We start from the raw sequence: 17,186 nt of genomic DNA on the forward strand, positions 1-17,186 counted from the left end.
GTAAGTTGTTAGTGAGAAACTTACAATTGGTTTCAATGTCGCGCTCGTTTGCACCAACTGAATATGATTAAAGTGGACTTTAGGTCAATTAGAGTGGTACCGCGGGAAAATCTCGTCTCTTCTGTATGAAATGATACAGAAGAGATTTTTTTATGGAGGAAATTATGGATTTCAAACAACAAGTTATTGCAGCACTTGAACCAACGGTTTCAGAGTTTTTATCAAAAGAAGCATTGATGAACGTTATTGAAGTTCCCAAGTCTTCTGACTTGGGCGATTATGCTTTCCCTACTTTTCAACTTGCTAAGTCTTTGCACAAAGCGCCACAACAAATTGCTTTAGATCTAGTGGCGAAAATTGATCAGACAGCCTTTGAAAAAGTCGTCGCAACTGGGCCATATGTTAATTTCTTTTTGAATAAGCAGACATTCAGTGAAGAAACACTAAAAACAATTTTGAAAGCTGACCAGAATTATGGTGATCAGGATCTTGGACATGGTGGCAATGTGCCCATTGACATGTCTTCGCCCAATATTGCTAAGCCAATTTCAATGGGGCATCTCCGGTCAACAGTCATTGGTAACGCTATTGCTAAAATTTTGACTAAAACAGGTTACCACCCAATTAAGATCAATCATTTGGGGGATTGGGGCACGCAATTTGGCAAACTGATTGTCGCTTATAAAAAGTGGGGATCGGAAGCAGCTGTTCGTGAAGATCCGATTACCAATTTGTTAAATTACTATGTCCGTTTTCACAAAGAAGATGTGGCTCATCCCGAATTAGATGATGAAGCTCGGGCTTGGTTTAAGAAGCTCGAAGATGGTGATCAGGAAGCAACTGATTTATGGCAGTGGTTTAGAAGTGAATCTTTGAAGGAATTCCAAAAAATTTATCAAATGCTGGGTGTTGAATTTGACTCATTCAATGGCGAAGCTTTCTACAACGATAAAATGGCTGAAGTCATTGATCTTTTGAAGGCAAAAAACTTATTGCATGAGAGCCAAGGTGCCGAAATCGTTGACCTTGAAAAATATGGTTTAAATCCGGCATTGATTCAAAAATCAGATGGCGCCACCCTTTATATGACACGAGATTTGGCGGCCGCAATTTACCGTAAGCGCACCTACCATTTTGTACAATCACTTTACGTAGTGGGCAATGAACAGAGTGAACATTTCCAACAATTAAAAGCTGTTTTGAAAGAAATGGGTTACAATTGGGCTGATCAAATAGTGCACATTCCATTTGGTTTGATCACGGAAAACGGTAAAAAACTATCAACTCGACAAGGCCGCGTGATTTTATTAGAAGAAGTTCTAAATGATGCCATTCGTTTAGCCAAGGCACAAATCAAAGAGAAAAATCCCGATCTACCAAACCAAGATAAAGTTGCCAAAGAAGTCGGTGTCGGCGCTGTTATTTTCCACGATTTAAAAAATGACCGTATGGATAATTTTGATTTCAACTTAGAAGAAGTTGTGCGCTTTGAAGGTGAAACCGGACCTTATGTCCAGTATACCAATGCGCGTGCTCAGAGTATTTTACGAAAGAGTAGCCTTAGTTATACCTTAGATGATGCTTTAGCCTTGACTGATGACGCCGCTTGGGACATTTTGAAGCTCTTAGCTGATTACCCTGAGGTCATTCAACGTGCGCTTAAGCTTTATGAACCTTCTGTCATTGCTAAGTACAGCTTACGGTTAGCAAAACAGTTTAACAAGTACTATGCCCATACCCGTATTCTTGTTGATGATCCACAATTAAATGCTAGATTAAGTCTCGTAAAAAGTGTTACTATTGTTTTAGAGAACGCTTTAAGCTTATTGGGTGTTGCAAGCCCCCAAGAAATGTAAGTTGTGAGGTTTTGACCATGAAAAGTACTGAACGCCGTGCGATCGTTTTAGAAACGATTCGGAAACATGTGGTAAATAATCAGCGCGATTTAATTCGATTGCTTAATGCCCAAGGTGTGTCAATTACCCAAGCGACGATGTCTCGGGATATTAAGGCGTTAAAAATCATTAAAGCCCCTGATGAGAATGGAACGGTTCGCTACGTTGCCTATGCTGATGAAAGCAAGACAGATCGTGAGGCACTTACAAAAGTGATCAGTGATGTGGTTGATCGAGTTACTCAAGTTCAGTTTATGAATGTGGTCAAAACATTGCCAAGCAATGGTAATGTTTTTGCAGCAGCAATTGATTCAGCAAAACTTGATGATGTTGTTGGGACACTAGCGGGACATGATACCGTGATCGTGATTTCTCCTGATATAGCTACAGCAACCGAAGTTCATGATTGGATTGCCGAAGCAATTGATTTTCCTACTTTAAATTAAAATAAAAAAACTGAGGGCAGGTATCCTGCAACTCAGTTTTTTTAATAGTTTAGAAATATGTTTTAAAAGCACGCGGGATCGGCGCTTGAATGACTATTTTGTTGTAACTAAAGGGACGCTGCAAGTTGATCTCTTGGGCGAATAACATCAATCGATCAGTCGTATTTTCAGGTGTTAAAGCATCATATAAGGGATCATTCACAATAGGTGCATTTAAGGCATTTAAATGAACTCTGATTTGGTGCGTCCGTCCAGTTGCTAGGGTTAACTGAACTAAAGCCAATCCTTGTTGACGCTTTAATGTTTTATAGTTTGTAATGGCTGGTAGACCAGTTGAGGCTACTCGACGCTTCCGCTGATCTTTAGGATCAAAATCGATCGGTAAATCAATCATGCCCTGGTCTTTGAGCGTAAAACTATTACGAACGATAGCTAGATAATGGCGTTGGATGACCTTGTCACGCAACATAGCGTTCATTAAGGGCACGACAAGTGGATTCTTAGCAAAAATAATTAACCCACTGGTTAACATGTCTAGGCGATGAAGAATATAGGGTTGTTGCCGTTTGGGTGCTAAGTATCCTGCTACATAGTTGATCAACGTATTGGTTTCGTTGGGTTGATTCGGATGCGTTTTTAAGCCAGCTGGTTTGTTGATAACGATTAGATCGCGATCTTCATAAAAAATTGCGAGGTCGTGTCTAAATGCTGCTGGATAGTTTTGTTGATTAGAGCTGATATTTTTGAAGTTTAAAGTGACTTGGCTGTCTGGTTTGACAGCTAGGTTGAAATTCTGATATTGGCCGTTAATTAGAACCGCTTTGTTAACGCGTAATTCATGCTGCCATTTACGGGGGATATACCACGCTTTTAATAACGCCCGGACACTAGGAAAAGTTGTCTGGGTATTGAGATAGATGTTTCTTTTCATTAGACTGATCTTCACTCCAGTCATCCCAATTATTAGATTTATAAAATCCATCTTAAGGATGGTGTTCAAGTTATTTTTTAATGGTACAATGCATTAGTAATTTTTGCCAATGGTAATTGGAGTGTACATATGATTTTAAAACAAATAAAACTATATTTTCGTCGGTTTGTGACCTGGATCGGCAAACAAACAGTGATTTTTTGGCACTTTTTTAAGCGCCTGAATCATCGCTATCAGTTAGTCAGATGGTTTATCTTAGGCTTTTTGATACTTTTTTTTACGATTAGTGCTTATTATACGTATAAAGCAAAAACCTCTGACGTGGCTGATTTGAAATCTGCCCTGCAGACAACAACAACGATTTATGATGGTCAGGGGCAAAAAGCTGGGTCTTTATATGCTCAAAAGGGGACTTTTGTCTCTTTGGATAAAATTAGTCCAAATGTCCAAAACGCCGTTATCTCTACGGAAGACCGCAGCTTTTATAGCAACCCTGGTTTTGATATTAAAGGGATTGTTCGTGCGGCAATTGGTGTTGTGATCCATCACGGTCAAATTTCAGGGGGTGGGAGTACGTTAACCCAGCAGTTAGCTAAGAATGCACTGTTAACGCAAAAACAAACGGTAACGCGGAAAATTGAAGAGATATTTTTAGCCGTCGAAATCAATCGCGTTTATTCCAAAAAAGATATATTGACGATGTATCTAAATAATGCCTATTTTGGGAACGGTGTTTGGGGGGTTCAAGATGCTGCTCGCAAGTATTTTGGGACCAATGCTGCTGATTTGACACTCTCTCAAGGCGCAACGCTAGCCGCAATGTTACGTAGTCCCAGTTTTTATAATCCGATTGATCATATGGATAATGCCATCAGTCGTCGCAATTTAGTGCTTGGATTGATGGTAGACAATCAAAAAATTGATCAAAGCCAGGCTAACCTTGCCAAACAGCAAAAGCTAGTTTTAAAAGATACGTATAGTCAAGAGGACGGTTACCGTTACCCTTATTTTTTTGATGCTGTTGTAGATGAGGCAATTAACCGCTATGGTCTAAAAGAAGAAGATATTATGAATAAGGGCTATAAAATCTATACGACACTAGATCAAACATACCAACGAGCCATGCAACGCTCTTTTGCACAAGACTGGGCTTTTCCAGCTGATGCGGCTGATGGTACGAAGGTTCAGGGGGGATCCATTGCGATCGATCCTAAAAATGGCTATGTCACGGCTGTTGTTGGCGGCCGCGGGGAGCACGTTTTTCGGGGGTTAAACCGAGCCACTCAAATCAAACGCCAGCCGGGCTCGACTATGAAACCATTGGCTATTTATGAACCAGCTCTAGAAAACGGCTATCACTATGATAGTATGCTGCAAGATAAATTAACGAGTTACGGTAAGAATCACTATGAGCCGAAGAATGTTGACAATCAGTATGCTGGTGAAGTGCCAATGTATGTAGCTTTGGCACAAAGTAAAAATGCACCAGCTGCATGGCTTTTAGATAAAATTGGAGTTAAAAAAGGGGTCGGCTCGGTGGAAAAATTTGGAATCAATGTCCCAGATGCGGACCAAAATCTGGCCTTTGGTTTAGGCGGCTGGGGTAAGGGTGTATCACCTTACCAAATGGCCCGAGCTTACACCGCTTTTGCCAATAATGGTAAATTGGCAGATACGCACTTTATTACCAAAATCGTGGATGCTACTGGTGCGGTTATTGTGGACAACTCAGATCTGAAAAGCAAGCAGGTCATTTCCAGTAAACATGCCAAAGAAATGACTAGTATGATGTTAGATGTTTTCAAAAACGGTACTGGGCAGACCGCCAAGCCTAGTGGGTATACAGTTGCTGGAAAAACTGGTAGTACAGAGGTACCAGATAGTTATGGCTATGGGACGAAAGATCAATGGATCGTCGGATATACCCCGAACGTGGTCGTCGCAACTTGGATCGGTTTTGATAATACGGATCAAGCCCATTTCTTGAAAGGTATCAGTGAACAAGGCGTTGCCCCAATTTTTAAATTAGAAATGGAAAATATCCTTCCTAATGCACCCACATATAGTTTTAATACGAAAGCCGCCTCTAGTATTGCGGCCTCCGAACATGCTGATAATACCGGCAATTGGTTTGATGATGTTCAAAAAAATATTCAAAATGGGCTCGATAATGGTAAAAATATGCTTCAAGGTGCCCAAGAGAAAGCCAATGAATGGTATAATGATATCAAGTCATTTTTTGGAAATTAAACACAACTAAAGGAGAGTTTTATGGCTGCCAATATTTATGATACAGCGAACCAATTAGAACAAGAATTACAACAAACAGATGAATTTTTAGCATTACAAAAAGCATTTGCCGATATGAAGAAAGATGATTTTGCTTTTGCAACATTTAAGAAATTTCAAGATAAGCAACTTGAATTACAGCAAAAACAAATGAATGGTGAAGAATTTTCTGATGAAGACGTTCAATCAATGCAAGGGATGAGCGAACAGCTTTCCAAGTTCGATACGATCAATAACTTAATGGATCAAGAACGAAAAATGAGTGCTTTAATGGATGAATTAAACCGCATTATTTCAAAACCAATTGCAGATATCTATAAACCAATGCAATAATTATTTTAGAAACAGACGATTTCTATCGGGCTGCAAGGATGACTTAATACTTTAAAAGACTGGGAGCAGAGTTTGCTTTTCAGTCTTTTTTAGTTGGATCTAAATAATTTTAATGCAATTAAGCGGTATTTTCCTTATACTATGTGATAGGGAAACATATATTCGTTAAGAGGTTGATTATGAAATTTTTACATATTGCAGATGCTCATTTGGATAGTCCTTTTATTGGCCTACGAAAAATTGATGCCAGAATTGGCCAACAACTATATCAAGCACCGTTTGAAGCTTTTAAACAGATGGTTACTTATGCTATCGCCAATCAAGTTGATTTTATCATTATTGCTGGTGATACGTTTGATGCTAATAACCAAAGTCTGAGTGTACAATGGTTTTTGCAGCAGCAATTCCAAAAACTAGCTGATGCTCAAATCCCAGTATATTTGATTTATGGGAATCATGATTATAAAACTGCCAATCAAAAAAACTTAGATTATCCTGACAATGTCTTTGTTTTTCCAGCGACAGTGCAAACCTTCCGTTTACGTACCGATGAAGGTTATATCGTAGACTTGAGCGGTTTTAGTTATGATCAAATGCACGTGACCGAGGATCGGTTAGCTGACTATCCGATGCGCGCTTCTGATGCCGATTTTAGCATTGGTATCTTACATGGGTCAGAGATGCGTTATGGTGGTAAAGATTATGCGCCCTTTAGATTAGATGAGTTGCTTGCGAAACATTATGATTATTGGGCATTGGGACATATTCATCAGCGCCAAGTCTTGAACCAGCAACCCTTAGTAATTTATCCGGGTAATTTACAGGGGCGAAATAAAGATGAACGTGGTCAAAAAGGATTTTATGAAATTAATAGTCAAGGTGCACAACTTAAAGCAACGTTTCATAATGTCGCGCCGTTTCTTTGGCAAAGCCTGACGGTGGACAGTAAAACCCCGTTAAATGTCCCAGAGGTTGTAGCCCATATTAAGCACATGGTCACTGGATTGCCACGAACAACTAGTAATTTATTATCAATCAAAATTGAAAACACAGCAATTGACAGCAACACACAGGATAGTTTACGCCAAGACCAGTTATTACAAATTCTTCAAGAGGAATTTCGTAATGGTAATGACCAACGTTTTGATTATCCAATCGATGTCACCTTGACCATCGATCAGACGCCAGACCTGCCACAGTTAGATCAGGCCTATTGGGATAAAGCAGGCAAAAAAGTTTTTCAGTTGACCAATGTACAAGAACTATTAGGCAACTTAAACCAAGAACGATTTCTGGCAACTCAAATTTTAACAGAGCAAAATCTTGAAAGATTACAGCAAGCAGCCATGCTTAGCATCAAACAAGATTTTAAGTAATAAAGATGAAGCGAGAAGGATAATTGCGATGTATATCAAACGTGCAAAAGTATATGGCTTTGGCAGTTTAGTGGAACAAAGCTTTGAATTCGATACTAAACTAAATGTGATTTATGGCCCCAATGAAGCTGGTAAGAGCACTTTATTGGCTTTCTTGACAAGTATTTTGTTTGGCTTTGCCACTAAAAAAAGAGCCAGTGAACAGTATATTCCTAAGGATTCCGGTCGCTATGGCGGTGAGGTTTTATTACAGGAAGGATCGACGCAATATTTAATCCGCCGTACAGAAGGTAAAAATGGTGGTGAACTGGTTTGCTTTGCCAATGATCAGCAAATTGATAATGACGTATTTTTAAATATTTTAAAACCACTGACAAAAGATCTTTTTAGAGCCTTATTCGTCTTTGACACACGATCAATGTTAACCATTGAATCATTAGACAAAGAGGCTTTGGTGACACAAATCTTGGCTATTGGTGCGGTTAACAGTGGTGATTGGCTCAAACGGTCGGCTGCTTTGGAAAAACAAGCAGGCCAGTTATATAAACCCACTGGCAAGAAACCTGAAATCAATCAACGGCTAGTTGACCTACAGGATATCAGGCTTCAGATCAGCAAACAACAAGCTAAATTACCCCAATATGAGGCAATAAAAACGCAATTACGTCAATCTGAAGCGCAATTACAAACAATAAAATCAGATTATCAGATAAAGACACAACAATTGCGACAGCTTGATAAGTTAGAACAGCTTTGGCCTCTTTATCAACAGTATCAAGCTTTGAAAACATCTGATCAAACGAATCAAAAATTAAGTGTCACGAAATTACAACAGTTATTTGATCAATATCAGCAACTACAAACCAAAATCGATTATCAAATTCAAACTATGGAACAACGGCGCACTGAGACGTTAAGCCATGTGGATTCTGATAGTTTCTATGGTCAGCATCTGCAGGATTTTCAGGAAATTGAGCAACAGTTGCCCCATATTCAGGCGCAAGTTGCGCGTCGGAAAACGTTACAAACGCGTATCCAAGAGAATCAGTTGCGTTTGAACACGTTGAAACGTGATAATCCGGCAATTACATTAGATATGCAACCGATGTCCGTGGAAGATCTAAGTACGGTCAGTCAGTTAAATGCCCAAATTAAAAATTCAGAGAGTATGCTGCAACAAACATCTCAGGCTTTAATGGCTAATCAGTTACAGCAAACGGAAGTATTAAGGGCATTAGATCAAATTAAAGTTCCAGTGTCTGAAGACCAATCAGTTTCGGCAGCTGAGAATAATAACTTTTTAAATGGGTTAGTTGTTTTTGGTGGCTTGTTGTTTATTGTCGGATTATTTTTGCCAAGCTTTGTTAAAACGCTATCGTTAGTCGGTCTGGGTATCATCGGTCTGTCAATTTATCAAAAACGTCAGGTGCGCCAATATGATGCGGATGCAGCGGCTAAGGCACCAGATGCGGAAGCAGATCCAAAATCACAACAGCAGTCGCGGTTAAATGAATTAAAGAAACAAGCAGATCAGTTAAAAATCAACCAGCAAAAGAGTCAGCAAACTTTAAAACAACAACAGCAACAATTAACGCAAATTGAACAACAGTACAATCTGACACCAAATCAAGATTTATTAAAAGTACAACCATTATTAACAGAAATGCATCAATTGGACCATGAAAGTCACAAACAGCAGCAAGAATTGGCACAACTCAACCAACAGCTGGTGACTTTTGATGATTTAACTGCCTTTTTAAAGTCGGATTTAGGGCAATATTCTACCTTTTCAGAAGCGTATTTCAATGTATTGAAACAGCAGTTATCGGACTACCAAGACTACGTGACCGAGTCGCAAGAAAGTGCCGTGATCCAAGAACAGTTACAATCCTGGTTAAAACAGCAAAAAGTCGAACTTGCGGATTTGAAATGGCAACAGCAGCAAATTTTGCAACAAGCTGACTTAAGCGATTTCTCTGAACTACAAACACAATTGGAAACAGCTAAAAAAGCAACGAACGATCAGGAACGCCGTCATTTTTTGAATCAGCAGCTGGAAAATGATCTTCCGGCCTTAGCGAAATATCAAAAAATTGAAGATCTTCGGACGCAAAAGCAAGCGGTGCAACAAGATACAGAACAGATAAAACAGCGGCGGACTAAACAGCAAAGTGAGATTCAGGATTTAAATGTTCAATTGATGCATTTGGCGACGGATAATCAGCTACAGCAATTACAACAGCAGCAGGCCAATCTTGAGGCGGAAATTGTTGCTTTAACCCAACAATACTTAACGGCTGAAATGTCCGCCCAATGGATTCGGTCGACACTATCCGCAGCAAGCGAAGATCGCTATCCACAGATTATTGCTAAAGCGACACGCTATTTTAGTATTCTGACGTTGGATAAATATCAAAAAATTATGTTAGAAAATGATTCGTTAACCGTTCAAACTAAAGATAATCTGCTATTTGATGTTCGTGAACTATCATTGGGTACGATGGAACAATTATTTTTGGCCATTCGACTGGCCTTCATGCAAACTATGTCGGATCATGTTCAAATGCCGGTATTTTTGGATGATGTCTTAGTAAATGCAGATACAAAACGATTACAGCAAATGATTCAGTTGATCCAAGAAATCAGTCAGACGAATCAAGTGTTCTTCACGACGGCACATGGTGCTTTCATGCAAGAATTGTCCGCTAAACATGTGATTAAGATGACAGATACTAAAGGGGGTTGAACACATGGGACTATTAGACTATGAAGTTGGCGATACAATTGATCAAACAGTGTTGATCAAAAATGCAGACATTAGGACCGCCAAGAATGGCAAGCCTTTCATTGCTTTTGTTTTTTCTGATCAGACTGGGACTATAACGGGAAAAATGTGGGGTGCTAAACCTGAAGATATTGCCCAATTTACACAGGGAAAGCAAGTTTATTTGAAGGGTAAACGAGAACTCTATCAAACTAAGCCCCAGGTGCGAATTGATAAGTTAACTGTTTTAGAAGAACAAACTCATTCGGCGGATAACTTAGTACCACAAGCACCCATGGCTAAAGCAGATCTTGAAGCTGTAATCAACGAGTTTGTGCTTGAAATTACTGAAGCAAAGTGGAATCGCATTGTTCGCTTACTATTAAAGAAATACCAGACAGATTTTTTTACTTTTCCAGCTGCCAAAACCAATCATCATGCTTATCTTGGTGGTTTGGCTTATCATACAGTGAGTATGTTAAAGTTGGGGCAGACACTCAGTCAATCCTACCAGAGTATTAATCGGCCACTACTATATGCTGCTACAATTCTACATGATTTAGGGAAAGTTATTGAGTTAACTGGTGCGGCAACAACTGAATACTCGTTAAGTGGCAACTTAATCGGACACATCGTTTTAATTGATGAACAGATCGTATTAGCATGTCAGGAACTAAATTATGATTTAACAGATGAGAAAATACTGCTTTTGAGACATACGGTATTGGCCCATCATGGTCAATTGGAGTTCGGCTCTCCTGAACGGCCTAAGCTTTTAGAAGCAGAAGTTTTGCACCAAATTGATGAATTAGATGCTTCAATAACAATGATTTCTAATCATCTTGAGCACACAAAGCCTGGAAATTTTACACCGCGCATTTCGGCACTGGAACAACGCCAATTCTATCGGCCCCATAAAATGTAGTGATATGTAGTGATATTTAGATAAAAAAAGGGGAGAGTAAGACAAAAGGTAACGCCTTCACTCAACGACGCAGTACTCAAATGGCAAGTCCACCATTTTTCGTATTTCGTAATTCTTGTTGGTGCTCAGGCGCTGGGCGCCTTTTGTCTCACTCTCGTATTTAGATAAAAAAAGATCAATGACAATTTTGCCATTGATCTTTTTTGAGTGACGAAACTATTTTGCGCTGGAACTTGAATTAGAAGAAGATAAGTAACCAGCTAAAACATCTTTCAAATCATTATCTTTAATGGAAATGTCACCGCGTTTAAGCACTTTAGATAAAACGCTTTGCATTACGGTAGAATCTTGCATCCACTTAGCATAGACTTGGTTCTTTAATTCTGCAGTGTGGTCTGACATCTTGCCTTTACCAGGATTTTTAACCATCTTGATAACATCATAACCAGTGTCTGTTTTAACCGGTGTCTGTGTGATCTCGCCATTCTTCAATTTGAAAGCAGCTTGTTTGAAAGCAGATGGTAATGAAGAATCAGTATTATCAAAAGCAGGCAACTTACCACCATTGTTCTTAGTTGAAGAATCAGTTGAACTCTTCTTAGCTAAGTCATCAAATTTAGCACCATTGTTTAATTGGTTAATAATATCTTTAGCATCGTCTTCTTTAGCAACTAAGATATGTTGAACAGTAACTTTTGGTTGATATGACTTCCATTGTGTTTTCAGATCAGAATTTGTAACTTGCTTATTAGCTTTTAAAGCAGCTTCTGTTAATAAGTTAGTCCGAATATTTTTCTTTAAACCAGAAGCAGTCAAGCCGTTTTGTTGCAAAATAGAACTGAATGAAGAACCATATTGGTCTTTATACTTATTGTATTGTTGGTTGACCTGCTTGTCAGAAACTTTACTACCATATTGATCTTCCAAAACTTTGGTAATGATCATAGTCTGTAAGGTTGACTTACCAGCTTGGGATTTCTTCATTTCATTATAGAATTCATCCTTAGTGATTTTGCCACCTTTAGTGGTTGCAACTGTACTGTTATTTGAACAGCCAGCAGCGACAAGAACAAGCATGATACCAGCAACAGCTAGTAAGAGCTTTTTAAAACCCTTTGACATCAAAAAACACATCCTAATTGTATAATATTTTACTGTACTTCAGTAATGTCCTTGATTAATATACCATAACTGAAAAAATAATGACATGACTTCACGAATATTCACACTATTTTCATGAATATTTATAAAACATGTAATTTTTATGAAGGCTTCACGTTTTGCACCACATCAGTTAAATCTGAGACCTCAGCTTTGATTTGTTTAATACGTGGTTCTGTTTGAAAATTAAATGTTTTCATAGATTTCTGAATGTCATCAACCGCTGAAACAGCTGTTGTTTGAGTTTCGTGGGCAAGATTATGTAATGCTGTCTTAAATGTGCCTAGGCTTTTTTGAAAATCATTGGTGGCTATTGTAACGTCAGCAACATAATTGGTTAAGCTTTGAATCCGTTGTGCGCCAGTCTTTTTGACAGTTAGTAAGCCATACGTGGCACCGGCGATCAACCCCCAAGTTAATCCAGTTGAAAATTTTGCCATGATTAAACCTCCAAATGTGCTTTGATATTATCGGCAATCGTTTGCAGCTTCTCCGGTGTGTACTGATCCGTATGGTCACCCCAATGGATCCAAAAGTCATCTTTTTTGGAATATCGGGGCACAAAGTGAATGTGAGAATGAAAGACGGATTGGTAGGCAAGTTCACCATTATTGTTGGCAATATTCATCGCGACAATGTTTGGATCACTGGCTTTGATTGCCTTAGCAATTTTAGGGACGCGACTAAACACTTGAGCTGCCAGCGTCTCATCGTAGGCAAAAATATCCGGTACATGGACTTTGGGCACAAGTAAAGTATGACCCGGTGTTACTTGAGAAATATCCAAAAATACTTTGACATAATCATCCTCATAAATAGTTGTGCTGGGGATTTCGTTGCGAATGATCTTGCAAAAAATACAGTCTTCCATAAATATGGCCCTCCTAAAAAATAAAGAAAATCAATTTCTAAACTTTATTTTTCATGCTATCATAAAGTGATTAACTTATACAGAGCGAATACTTAGCAAAAAATGAGGGTAATATTTTGAGTTTAGAGATTAATAATTTAACTGGCGGCTACGCACATGTAGCTGTTTTAAAAAATGTGAATTTTAAAGCTGAAGATGGTCAAATAACCGGCTTAATTGGCTTGAATGGCGCCGGAAAATCAACAACGATCAAACATGTCATTGGTTTGTTGACCCCACAAAAGGGTGAGATAAAAGTCGATGGCAAAACATTGAAAAGTGATCGTGACGCCTATCACAAAAAAATTGCTTATGTCCCCGAAACGCCTGTTTTGTATCCAGAATTAACCTTGCGAGAACATATCGAATTGGCAATTATGGCTTACGATTTAGATGCGAATCAAACGATGGCTCGGGTTCAAGAGCTACTTAAAAAATTTCGCTTAGATAACAAATTAGATTGGTTCCCTAATAATTTCTCCAAGGGGATGCAGCAAAAGGTCATGATTGCTTGTGCATTCATGACTGACGCCCGCTTATTTATCATTGATGAACCATTTACTGGGCTTGATCCTTTAGCCATTCATGATTTATTGGACATTGTGGAAGCCAAGAAAAAACAAGGGGCGGCTATTTTAATGTCTACCCACATTTTAGCAACTGCACAACAATATGCTGATCGGTTTGTATTATTAAATAATGGTCAAGTTCGTGCTCAAGGTAGTTTAGACGAGTTGAAATCTGAATTCCACATGTCTAATGCAAATTTAGATGATATCTACATGCAAATGACAAGAGAGGGTGTTGACGCAAATGCTTGATTTATGGAAAAAGCGATTGCGGAAGCATCAAATGGAACAGTTTAAATACTTGAAACTTGTTTTCAATGATCACTTTGTCATCGCCTTGATTTTTCTGATTGGTGCGTTGGGTGTAGGCTACGCTTCATTGGTCCGTCTCGTTGCCCATGCTTATTGGTGGGGGCCCATCGTTCTCAGTTTAATATATTCGTTGATTCTGGCAATTGGGCGTTTTGCTAATTTGATTGAAGCAGCCGATAGCACGTTTCTGTTACCAAAGGAAGGCGAGTTCTTCCACTATCTACTAGCAGCCAGAAAATACAGTTTAATTTTACCGATAATCGTAATTTTCGGATTGAATTTGGCCATTTTACCGCTCACATTGGTTCTAGTACAGGGGAGTAGCGTTTGGACGGTTATTTTAATGGCCCTAAGCACACTAATTTTTAAAGATGTGTTACTCTGGGTCGAACTTATGAATTGCTATGATGGCAATACCATTAACACGAACTGGCTCTTAAATAAATCTTTTTGGTATGGCTTAGCGTTGCTTTCATTTTTATTAGGATTTTATGTTTCCCCTATCATCACAGTCGTGTTAGCTCTGATTGGTAATTTATGGTTACGGCATCAAGTAATCAATTATGTCATTTCCGGCAATTTACGATTTTCAGTTGTTATTGCCAATGAAAATGCACGTCAGTTTAGAATATTAAAAATCTATAATTTATTTACAGATGTTCCAAGTTTGCAAAGTCCAGCAAAACGCCGGAAATATTTAGATCCATTTTTACGCTTAGTTAAACCAAATCACGAGAATAGCTTTCTCTATCTGTTTTTCCGGGGATTTTTGAGAGGGACAGAATACCTGGGTTTTTATTTACGATTTGTCATTATCGGCACCATCATTTTATTTTTTATTCATCAAATTTGGGTCGGCACTGTTTTGTATCTTTTATTCTTATACTTATCAGGCTTTCAATTATTACCGTTTTATAGTCAGTATGATGGCATTGTTTTTACCAAACTTTATCCCGTTACGTCTAAAGCTAAATTGCATAGTTTCCAACAATTGCTGGTTGGTTTAATGAGTGTTCAATGGTTGATTATGTCTATGCCTTTGATCATTAACTTTTATCAGAACCCCCTTGTTTGGGTATGCATAGCTGTTGGTTTGTTATTCGTTTTGGCTTTTGTTTATGGCTATAGTAAAACTAGAATTAAGAAAGTCTAAAATGAACGGTTGACGCTTGCACTTAAAAAAATTAAAATTAGCATTCGTATATATCTTAAATTTGACTGTTTAAAATTTAATTATTCGCAAATAAATAGTGGCTGAAAACAAAGCGTTCGTTTTGTCTAAGCCACTAGGAAAATCAAAATAGACGAATTGATCCAAATGAGTGGACGATTTAGAGGGGTTTGACTGTATGGCTTTTGGACTCAGTCAGGATTGGGAGATTCATTCAGCAGGTGGCAGCACAGGTAACGCATTTATAGCTTCGCATTCACAGGAAAAAATTTTTATTAAACGAAATACGTCACCTTTTCTGGCAGCTTTATCTGCTGAGGGGATCACACCCAAACTATTATGGACAAAAAGAATGCCCAACGGCGATGTCATCACGGCGCAACAGTGGGTGGCAGGCACGACTTTAACAGCAGAACAAATGAATGGACCAAAAACAGCGGCATTGTTAGCAAAAGTTCATAGTTCAAACCTTTTAAAGGGCATGTTGGAAAAAATGGGCGGTAGTTTTGTTACTGCCGATCAAATGTTGGTCCAATTGGAACAGACACTACCAGATCAGCTACGTTACTTACCGTCAATTATTAAAGGTATCACTTGGTTAGAAGACCATACGTTGCAGGTCCCGGTTACGGAATATCGTGTCTGTCACGGTGATCTGAATAAAAAAAATTGGTTAGAAACAGTCAACGATACCCTTTTTTTGGTCGATTGGGATCAAGCAATTTTGACTGATCCTGCCTACGATTTAACAACAGTGTTGATCAATTATGTGCCCAGATCGTCTTGGACGCGTTGGTTGGCAGATTATGGCCAGCAATTGGATACCGATTTGATTGGTCGTATTCGTTGGTATAGTATCTTACAAGAAATTATTTCAATTATTCAACAAACAACCAATTTAACGAATTTACGTGAAGAAATGTCACGATTAGATCAGTTGATTGATCGTTAAACTAATGGAGGTCTTATGCGTTTAAGAAATAAACCCTGGGCAAAAACATTAATTGCTCAAAATCCACAATGGCTCGTTGAGGCGAAAGATCGAACTCAAATTGAGTGGGACCAACGTTTTCAAAAGAGACAACCACTTCACATTGAAGTGGGCTCTGGCAAGGGTCAATTTGTGATCCAAATGGCTCAAGCATTCCCTGAAATCAATTTTGTTGCTGTTGAAGTACAGGAAGCTGCAGTCGCCATGATCTTAAAGAAGCAAGTCGCACTACAATTACCAAATCTACAGATTCTTTATGCTAATGGTGCTGAATTAACGGATTTTTTTATGCCGCACACTATTGCGACCATCTATTTAAATTTTTCCGATCCCTGGCCAAAAACGCGGCACGAAAAAAGACGTCTAACCTACCGTTCTTTTCTTAAACAATACCAGACCTTGCTTGACGTTGAGGGACGGATCGAATTCAAAACGGATAATCGTGGCTTATTTGAGTATTCACTGGTTAGTTTTAGCCAGTATGGGTTAATTTTAGATTTTGTTTCTTTAGATTTGCATCATGATACTAGGGTAACTTTTAATATTGAAACTGAATATGAAACAAAGTTTACTCAGAAAGGTCAACCAATTTATCAGGTTAAAGCTCATTTTAAACAAGATTAAGTTCTTTAAAGCTACAATTTTAGGTTTTTGGCCACAAAAAAGTCGGCAACAAAACTCATGTTTCGTTCCGACAACTGTTAGTTATAAAAACTATTGTTTTGGGTGTTAAATTTTGTAAATATCCAATAATTCACCGTTTTTCGCATCAACAGCAAATTGATACTGTTGCAGGGTACCATCTTCATCGCGGGTAACACCGCCGAAGTAGGCTTTTGCACTATGTTGGCTATCTGAATAAGGTGCTGGCATATGCTCGATCCAAGCTGCTTCAATCGGACCCTCACGTAGGAAAAGCGACTTAACATGGTCTAGGATTTCATTGCGGTGTTTATTAATATTGTAATTTTTATAAGCAGCGCATACCCCAGTTATGAGGGCGCCTGTCAATAATCCATAACCAAAGGAACTTGTTGAATTTGATTCGCGTTTTGTCATTTTTTGGCCTCCTTTTTGTACTTTTAGTATATCGTTTTTTACTGTTAAACAAAA

Annotated in this window: 16 protein-coding genes; 11 read left to right on the forward strand and 5 right to left on the reverse strand. The window is 38.6% G+C overall.

Features of this window, described 5'->3' with window-relative positions; all coding sequences use genetic code 11:
- The first annotated feature begins 164 nt into the window (after nt 1-164).
- Nucleotides 165-1,856: an arginine--tRNA ligase gene (gene argS / locus ACNAN0_RS05590; RefSeq protein ID WP_230914675.1), complete on the forward strand. Its 1,692-nt coding sequence runs from the start codon at nt 165-167 to the stop codon at nt 1,854-1,856.
- Nucleotides 1,857-1,873: 17 nt separating this feature from the next.
- Nucleotides 1,874-2,341, forward strand: a complete 468-nt coding sequence (locus tag ACNAN0_RS05595; protein WP_230914676.1) for an arginine repressor — start codon at nt 1,874-1,876, stop codon at nt 2,339-2,341.
- 49 nt (nt 2,342-2,390) lie between these two features.
- Here ACNAN0_RS05595 and ACNAN0_RS05600 read toward each other — a convergent pair whose 3' ends face one another.
- Nucleotides 2,391-3,272 carry an RluA family pseudouridine synthase gene (locus ACNAN0_RS05600; RefSeq protein WP_230913860.1) on the reverse strand — a complete coding sequence of 294 codons (882 nt, stop codon included), beginning with the start codon at nt 3,270-3,272 and terminating at the stop codon, nt 2,391-2,393.
- A gap of 129 nt (nt 3,273-3,401) precedes the next feature.
- On the opposite strand from ACNAN0_RS05600, the gene ACNAN0_RS05605 reads away from it, so the two are divergent.
- From ACNAN0_RS05605 to ACNAN0_RS05625, 5 genes are all read left to right on the forward strand, one after another.
- Nucleotides 3,402-5,522: a PBP1A family penicillin-binding protein gene (locus ACNAN0_RS05605; protein WP_416354103.1), complete on the forward strand. Its 2,121-nt coding sequence runs from the start codon at nt 3,402-3,404 to the stop codon at nt 5,520-5,522.
- A gap of 21 nt (nt 5,523-5,543) precedes the next feature.
- A complete protein-coding gene (locus tag ACNAN0_RS05610) occupies nt 5,544-5,894 on the forward strand; it encodes a YlbF family regulator (RefSeq protein WP_230913862.1) in 351 nt (116 codons plus the stop codon).
- Between the two features lie 179 nt (nt 5,895-6,073).
- Nucleotides 6,074-7,270, forward strand: a complete 1,197-nt coding sequence (locus ACNAN0_RS05615; protein ID WP_416354104.1) for a metallophosphoesterase family protein — start codon at nt 6,074-6,076, stop codon at nt 7,268-7,270.
- 28 nt (nt 7,271-7,298) lie between these two features.
- Nucleotides 7,299-10,016 carry an AAA family ATPase gene (locus ACNAN0_RS05620; protein ID WP_416354105.1) on the forward strand — a complete coding sequence of 906 codons (2,718 nt, stop codon included), beginning with the start codon at nt 7,299-7,301 and terminating at the stop codon, nt 10,014-10,016.
- Between the two features lie 4 nt (nt 10,017-10,020).
- On the forward strand, nt 10,021-10,959 hold the full coding sequence (locus ACNAN0_RS05625) for a 3'-5' exoribonuclease YhaM family protein (protein ID WP_230913865.1): 939 nt from the start codon (nt 10,021-10,023) through the stop codon (nt 10,957-10,959).
- Nucleotides 10,960-11,175: 216 nt separating this feature from the next.
- Here the strand turns inward: ACNAN0_RS05625 and ACNAN0_RS05630 are convergent, their stop codons facing one another.
- From ACNAN0_RS05630 to ACNAN0_RS05640, 3 genes are all read right to left on the reverse strand, one after another.
- The gene (locus ACNAN0_RS05630; RefSeq protein WP_269073908.1) at nt 11,176-12,081 is read right to left on the reverse strand and encodes a peptidylprolyl isomerase PrsA; all 906 of its coding nucleotides are present in this window, start codon (nt 12,079-12,081) and stop codon (nt 11,176-11,178) included.
- Nucleotides 12,082-12,221: 140 nt separating this feature from the next.
- The gene (locus tag ACNAN0_RS05635; protein ID WP_416354106.1) at nt 12,222-12,560 is read right to left on the reverse strand and encodes a YtxH domain-containing protein; all 339 of its coding nucleotides are present in this window, start codon (nt 12,558-12,560) and stop codon (nt 12,222-12,224) included.
- A gap of 2 nt (nt 12,561-12,562) precedes the next feature.
- The gene (locus tag ACNAN0_RS05640) at nt 12,563-12,991 is read right to left on the reverse strand and encodes an HIT family protein (protein ID WP_230913867.1); all 429 of its coding nucleotides are present in this window, start codon (nt 12,989-12,991) and stop codon (nt 12,563-12,565) included.
- 116 nt (nt 12,992-13,107) lie between these two features.
- Here ACNAN0_RS05640 and ACNAN0_RS05645 point away from each other — a divergent pair, with 116 nt between their 5' ends.
- The 4 genes from ACNAN0_RS05645 to trmB all read left to right on the forward strand — a co-directional run bounded on the left by ACNAN0_RS05645 (nt 13,108) and on the right by trmB (nt 16,697).
- On the forward strand, nt 13,108-13,851 hold the full coding sequence (locus ACNAN0_RS05645; RefSeq protein WP_230913868.1) for an ABC transporter ATP-binding protein: 744 nt from the start codon (nt 13,108-13,110) through the stop codon (nt 13,849-13,851).
- Nucleotides 13,844-15,064: an ABC transporter permease gene (locus ACNAN0_RS05650; protein WP_269073909.1), complete on the forward strand. Its 1,221-nt coding sequence runs from the start codon at nt 13,844-13,846 to the stop codon at nt 15,062-15,064. The genes ACNAN0_RS05645 and ACNAN0_RS05650 overlap by 8 nt, the downstream gene beginning before the upstream one ends.
- Nucleotides 15,065-15,260: 196 nt before the next feature.
- Nucleotides 15,261-16,034, forward strand: coding sequence for a phosphotransferase family protein (locus tag ACNAN0_RS05655; protein WP_230913870.1), 774 nt, complete (start codon nt 15,261-15,263; stop codon nt 16,032-16,034).
- Between the two features lie 15 nt (nt 16,035-16,049).
- Complete coding sequence (gene trmB / locus ACNAN0_RS05660) at nt 16,050-16,697, forward strand: tRNA (guanosine(46)-N7)-methyltransferase TrmB (RefSeq protein WP_230913871.1); 648 nt, start codon at nt 16,050-16,052, stop codon at nt 16,695-16,697.
- 105 nt (nt 16,698-16,802) lie between these two features.
- Here trmB and ACNAN0_RS05665 read toward each other — a convergent pair whose 3' ends face one another.
- Nucleotides 16,803-17,132 carry a hypothetical protein gene (locus ACNAN0_RS05665; protein ID WP_416354107.1) on the reverse strand — a complete coding sequence of 110 codons (330 nt, stop codon included), beginning with the start codon at nt 17,130-17,132 and terminating at the stop codon, nt 16,803-16,805.
- Nucleotides 17,133-17,186 lie beyond the last annotated feature (54 nt).

It is taken from the genome of Agrilactobacillus fermenti (genome assembly GCF_047943045.1).
GTDB lineage: Bacteria > Bacillota > Bacilli > Lactobacillales > Lactobacillaceae > Agrilactobacillus > Agrilactobacillus fermenti.

Coding starts and splice junctions, on each gene's coding strand:
- ACNAN0_RS05620 (WP_416354105.1), top strand. CDS start 7,299: ATGTATATCAAACGTGCAAAAGTATATGGCTTTGGCAGTTTAGTGGAA.
- ACNAN0_RS05615 (WP_416354104.1), top strand. CDS start 6,074: ATGAAATTTTTACATATTGCAGATGCTCATTTGGATAGTCCTTTTATT.
- ACNAN0_RS05665 (WP_416354107.1), bottom strand. CDS start 17,132: ATGACAAAACGCGAATCAAATTCAACAAGTTCCTTTGGTTATGGATTA.
- ACNAN0_RS05640 (WP_230913867.1), bottom strand. CDS start 12,991: ATGGAAGACTGTATTTTTTGCAAGATCATTCGCAACGAAATCCCCAGC.
- ACNAN0_RS05595 (WP_230914676.1), top strand. CDS start 1,874: ATGAAAAGTACTGAACGCCGTGCGATCGTTTTAGAAACGATTCGGAAA.
- ACNAN0_RS05605 (WP_416354103.1), top strand. CDS start 3,402: ATGATTTTAAAACAAATAAAACTATATTTTCGTCGGTTTGTGACCTGG.
- ACNAN0_RS05655 (WP_230913870.1), top strand. CDS start 15,261: ATGGCTTTTGGACTCAGTCAGGATTGGGAGATTCATTCAGCAGGTGGC.
- ACNAN0_RS05610 (WP_230913862.1), top strand. CDS start 5,544: ATGGCTGCCAATATTTATGATACAGCGAACCAATTAGAACAAGAATTA.
- ACNAN0_RS05630 (WP_269073908.1), bottom strand. CDS start 12,081: ATGTCAAAGGGTTTTAAAAAGCTCTTACTAGCTGTTGCTGGTATCATG.
- ACNAN0_RS05650 (WP_269073909.1), top strand. CDS start 13,844: ATGCTTGATTTATGGAAAAAGCGATTGCGGAAGCATCAAATGGAACAG.
- ACNAN0_RS05635 (WP_416354106.1), bottom strand. CDS start 12,560: ATGGCAAAATTTTCAACTGGATTAACTTGGGGGTTGATCGCCGGTGCC.
- trmB (WP_230913871.1), top strand. CDS start 16,050: ATGCGTTTAAGAAATAAACCCTGGGCAAAAACATTAATTGCTCAAAAT.
- ACNAN0_RS05625 (WP_230913865.1), top strand. CDS start 10,021: ATGGGACTATTAGACTATGAAGTTGGCGATACAATTGATCAAACAGTG.
- argS (WP_230914675.1), top strand. CDS start 165: ATGGATTTCAAACAACAAGTTATTGCAGCACTTGAACCAACGGTTTCA.
- ACNAN0_RS05600 (WP_230913860.1), bottom strand. CDS start 3,272: ATGAAAAGAAACATCTATCTCAATACCCAGACAACTTTTCCTAGTGTC.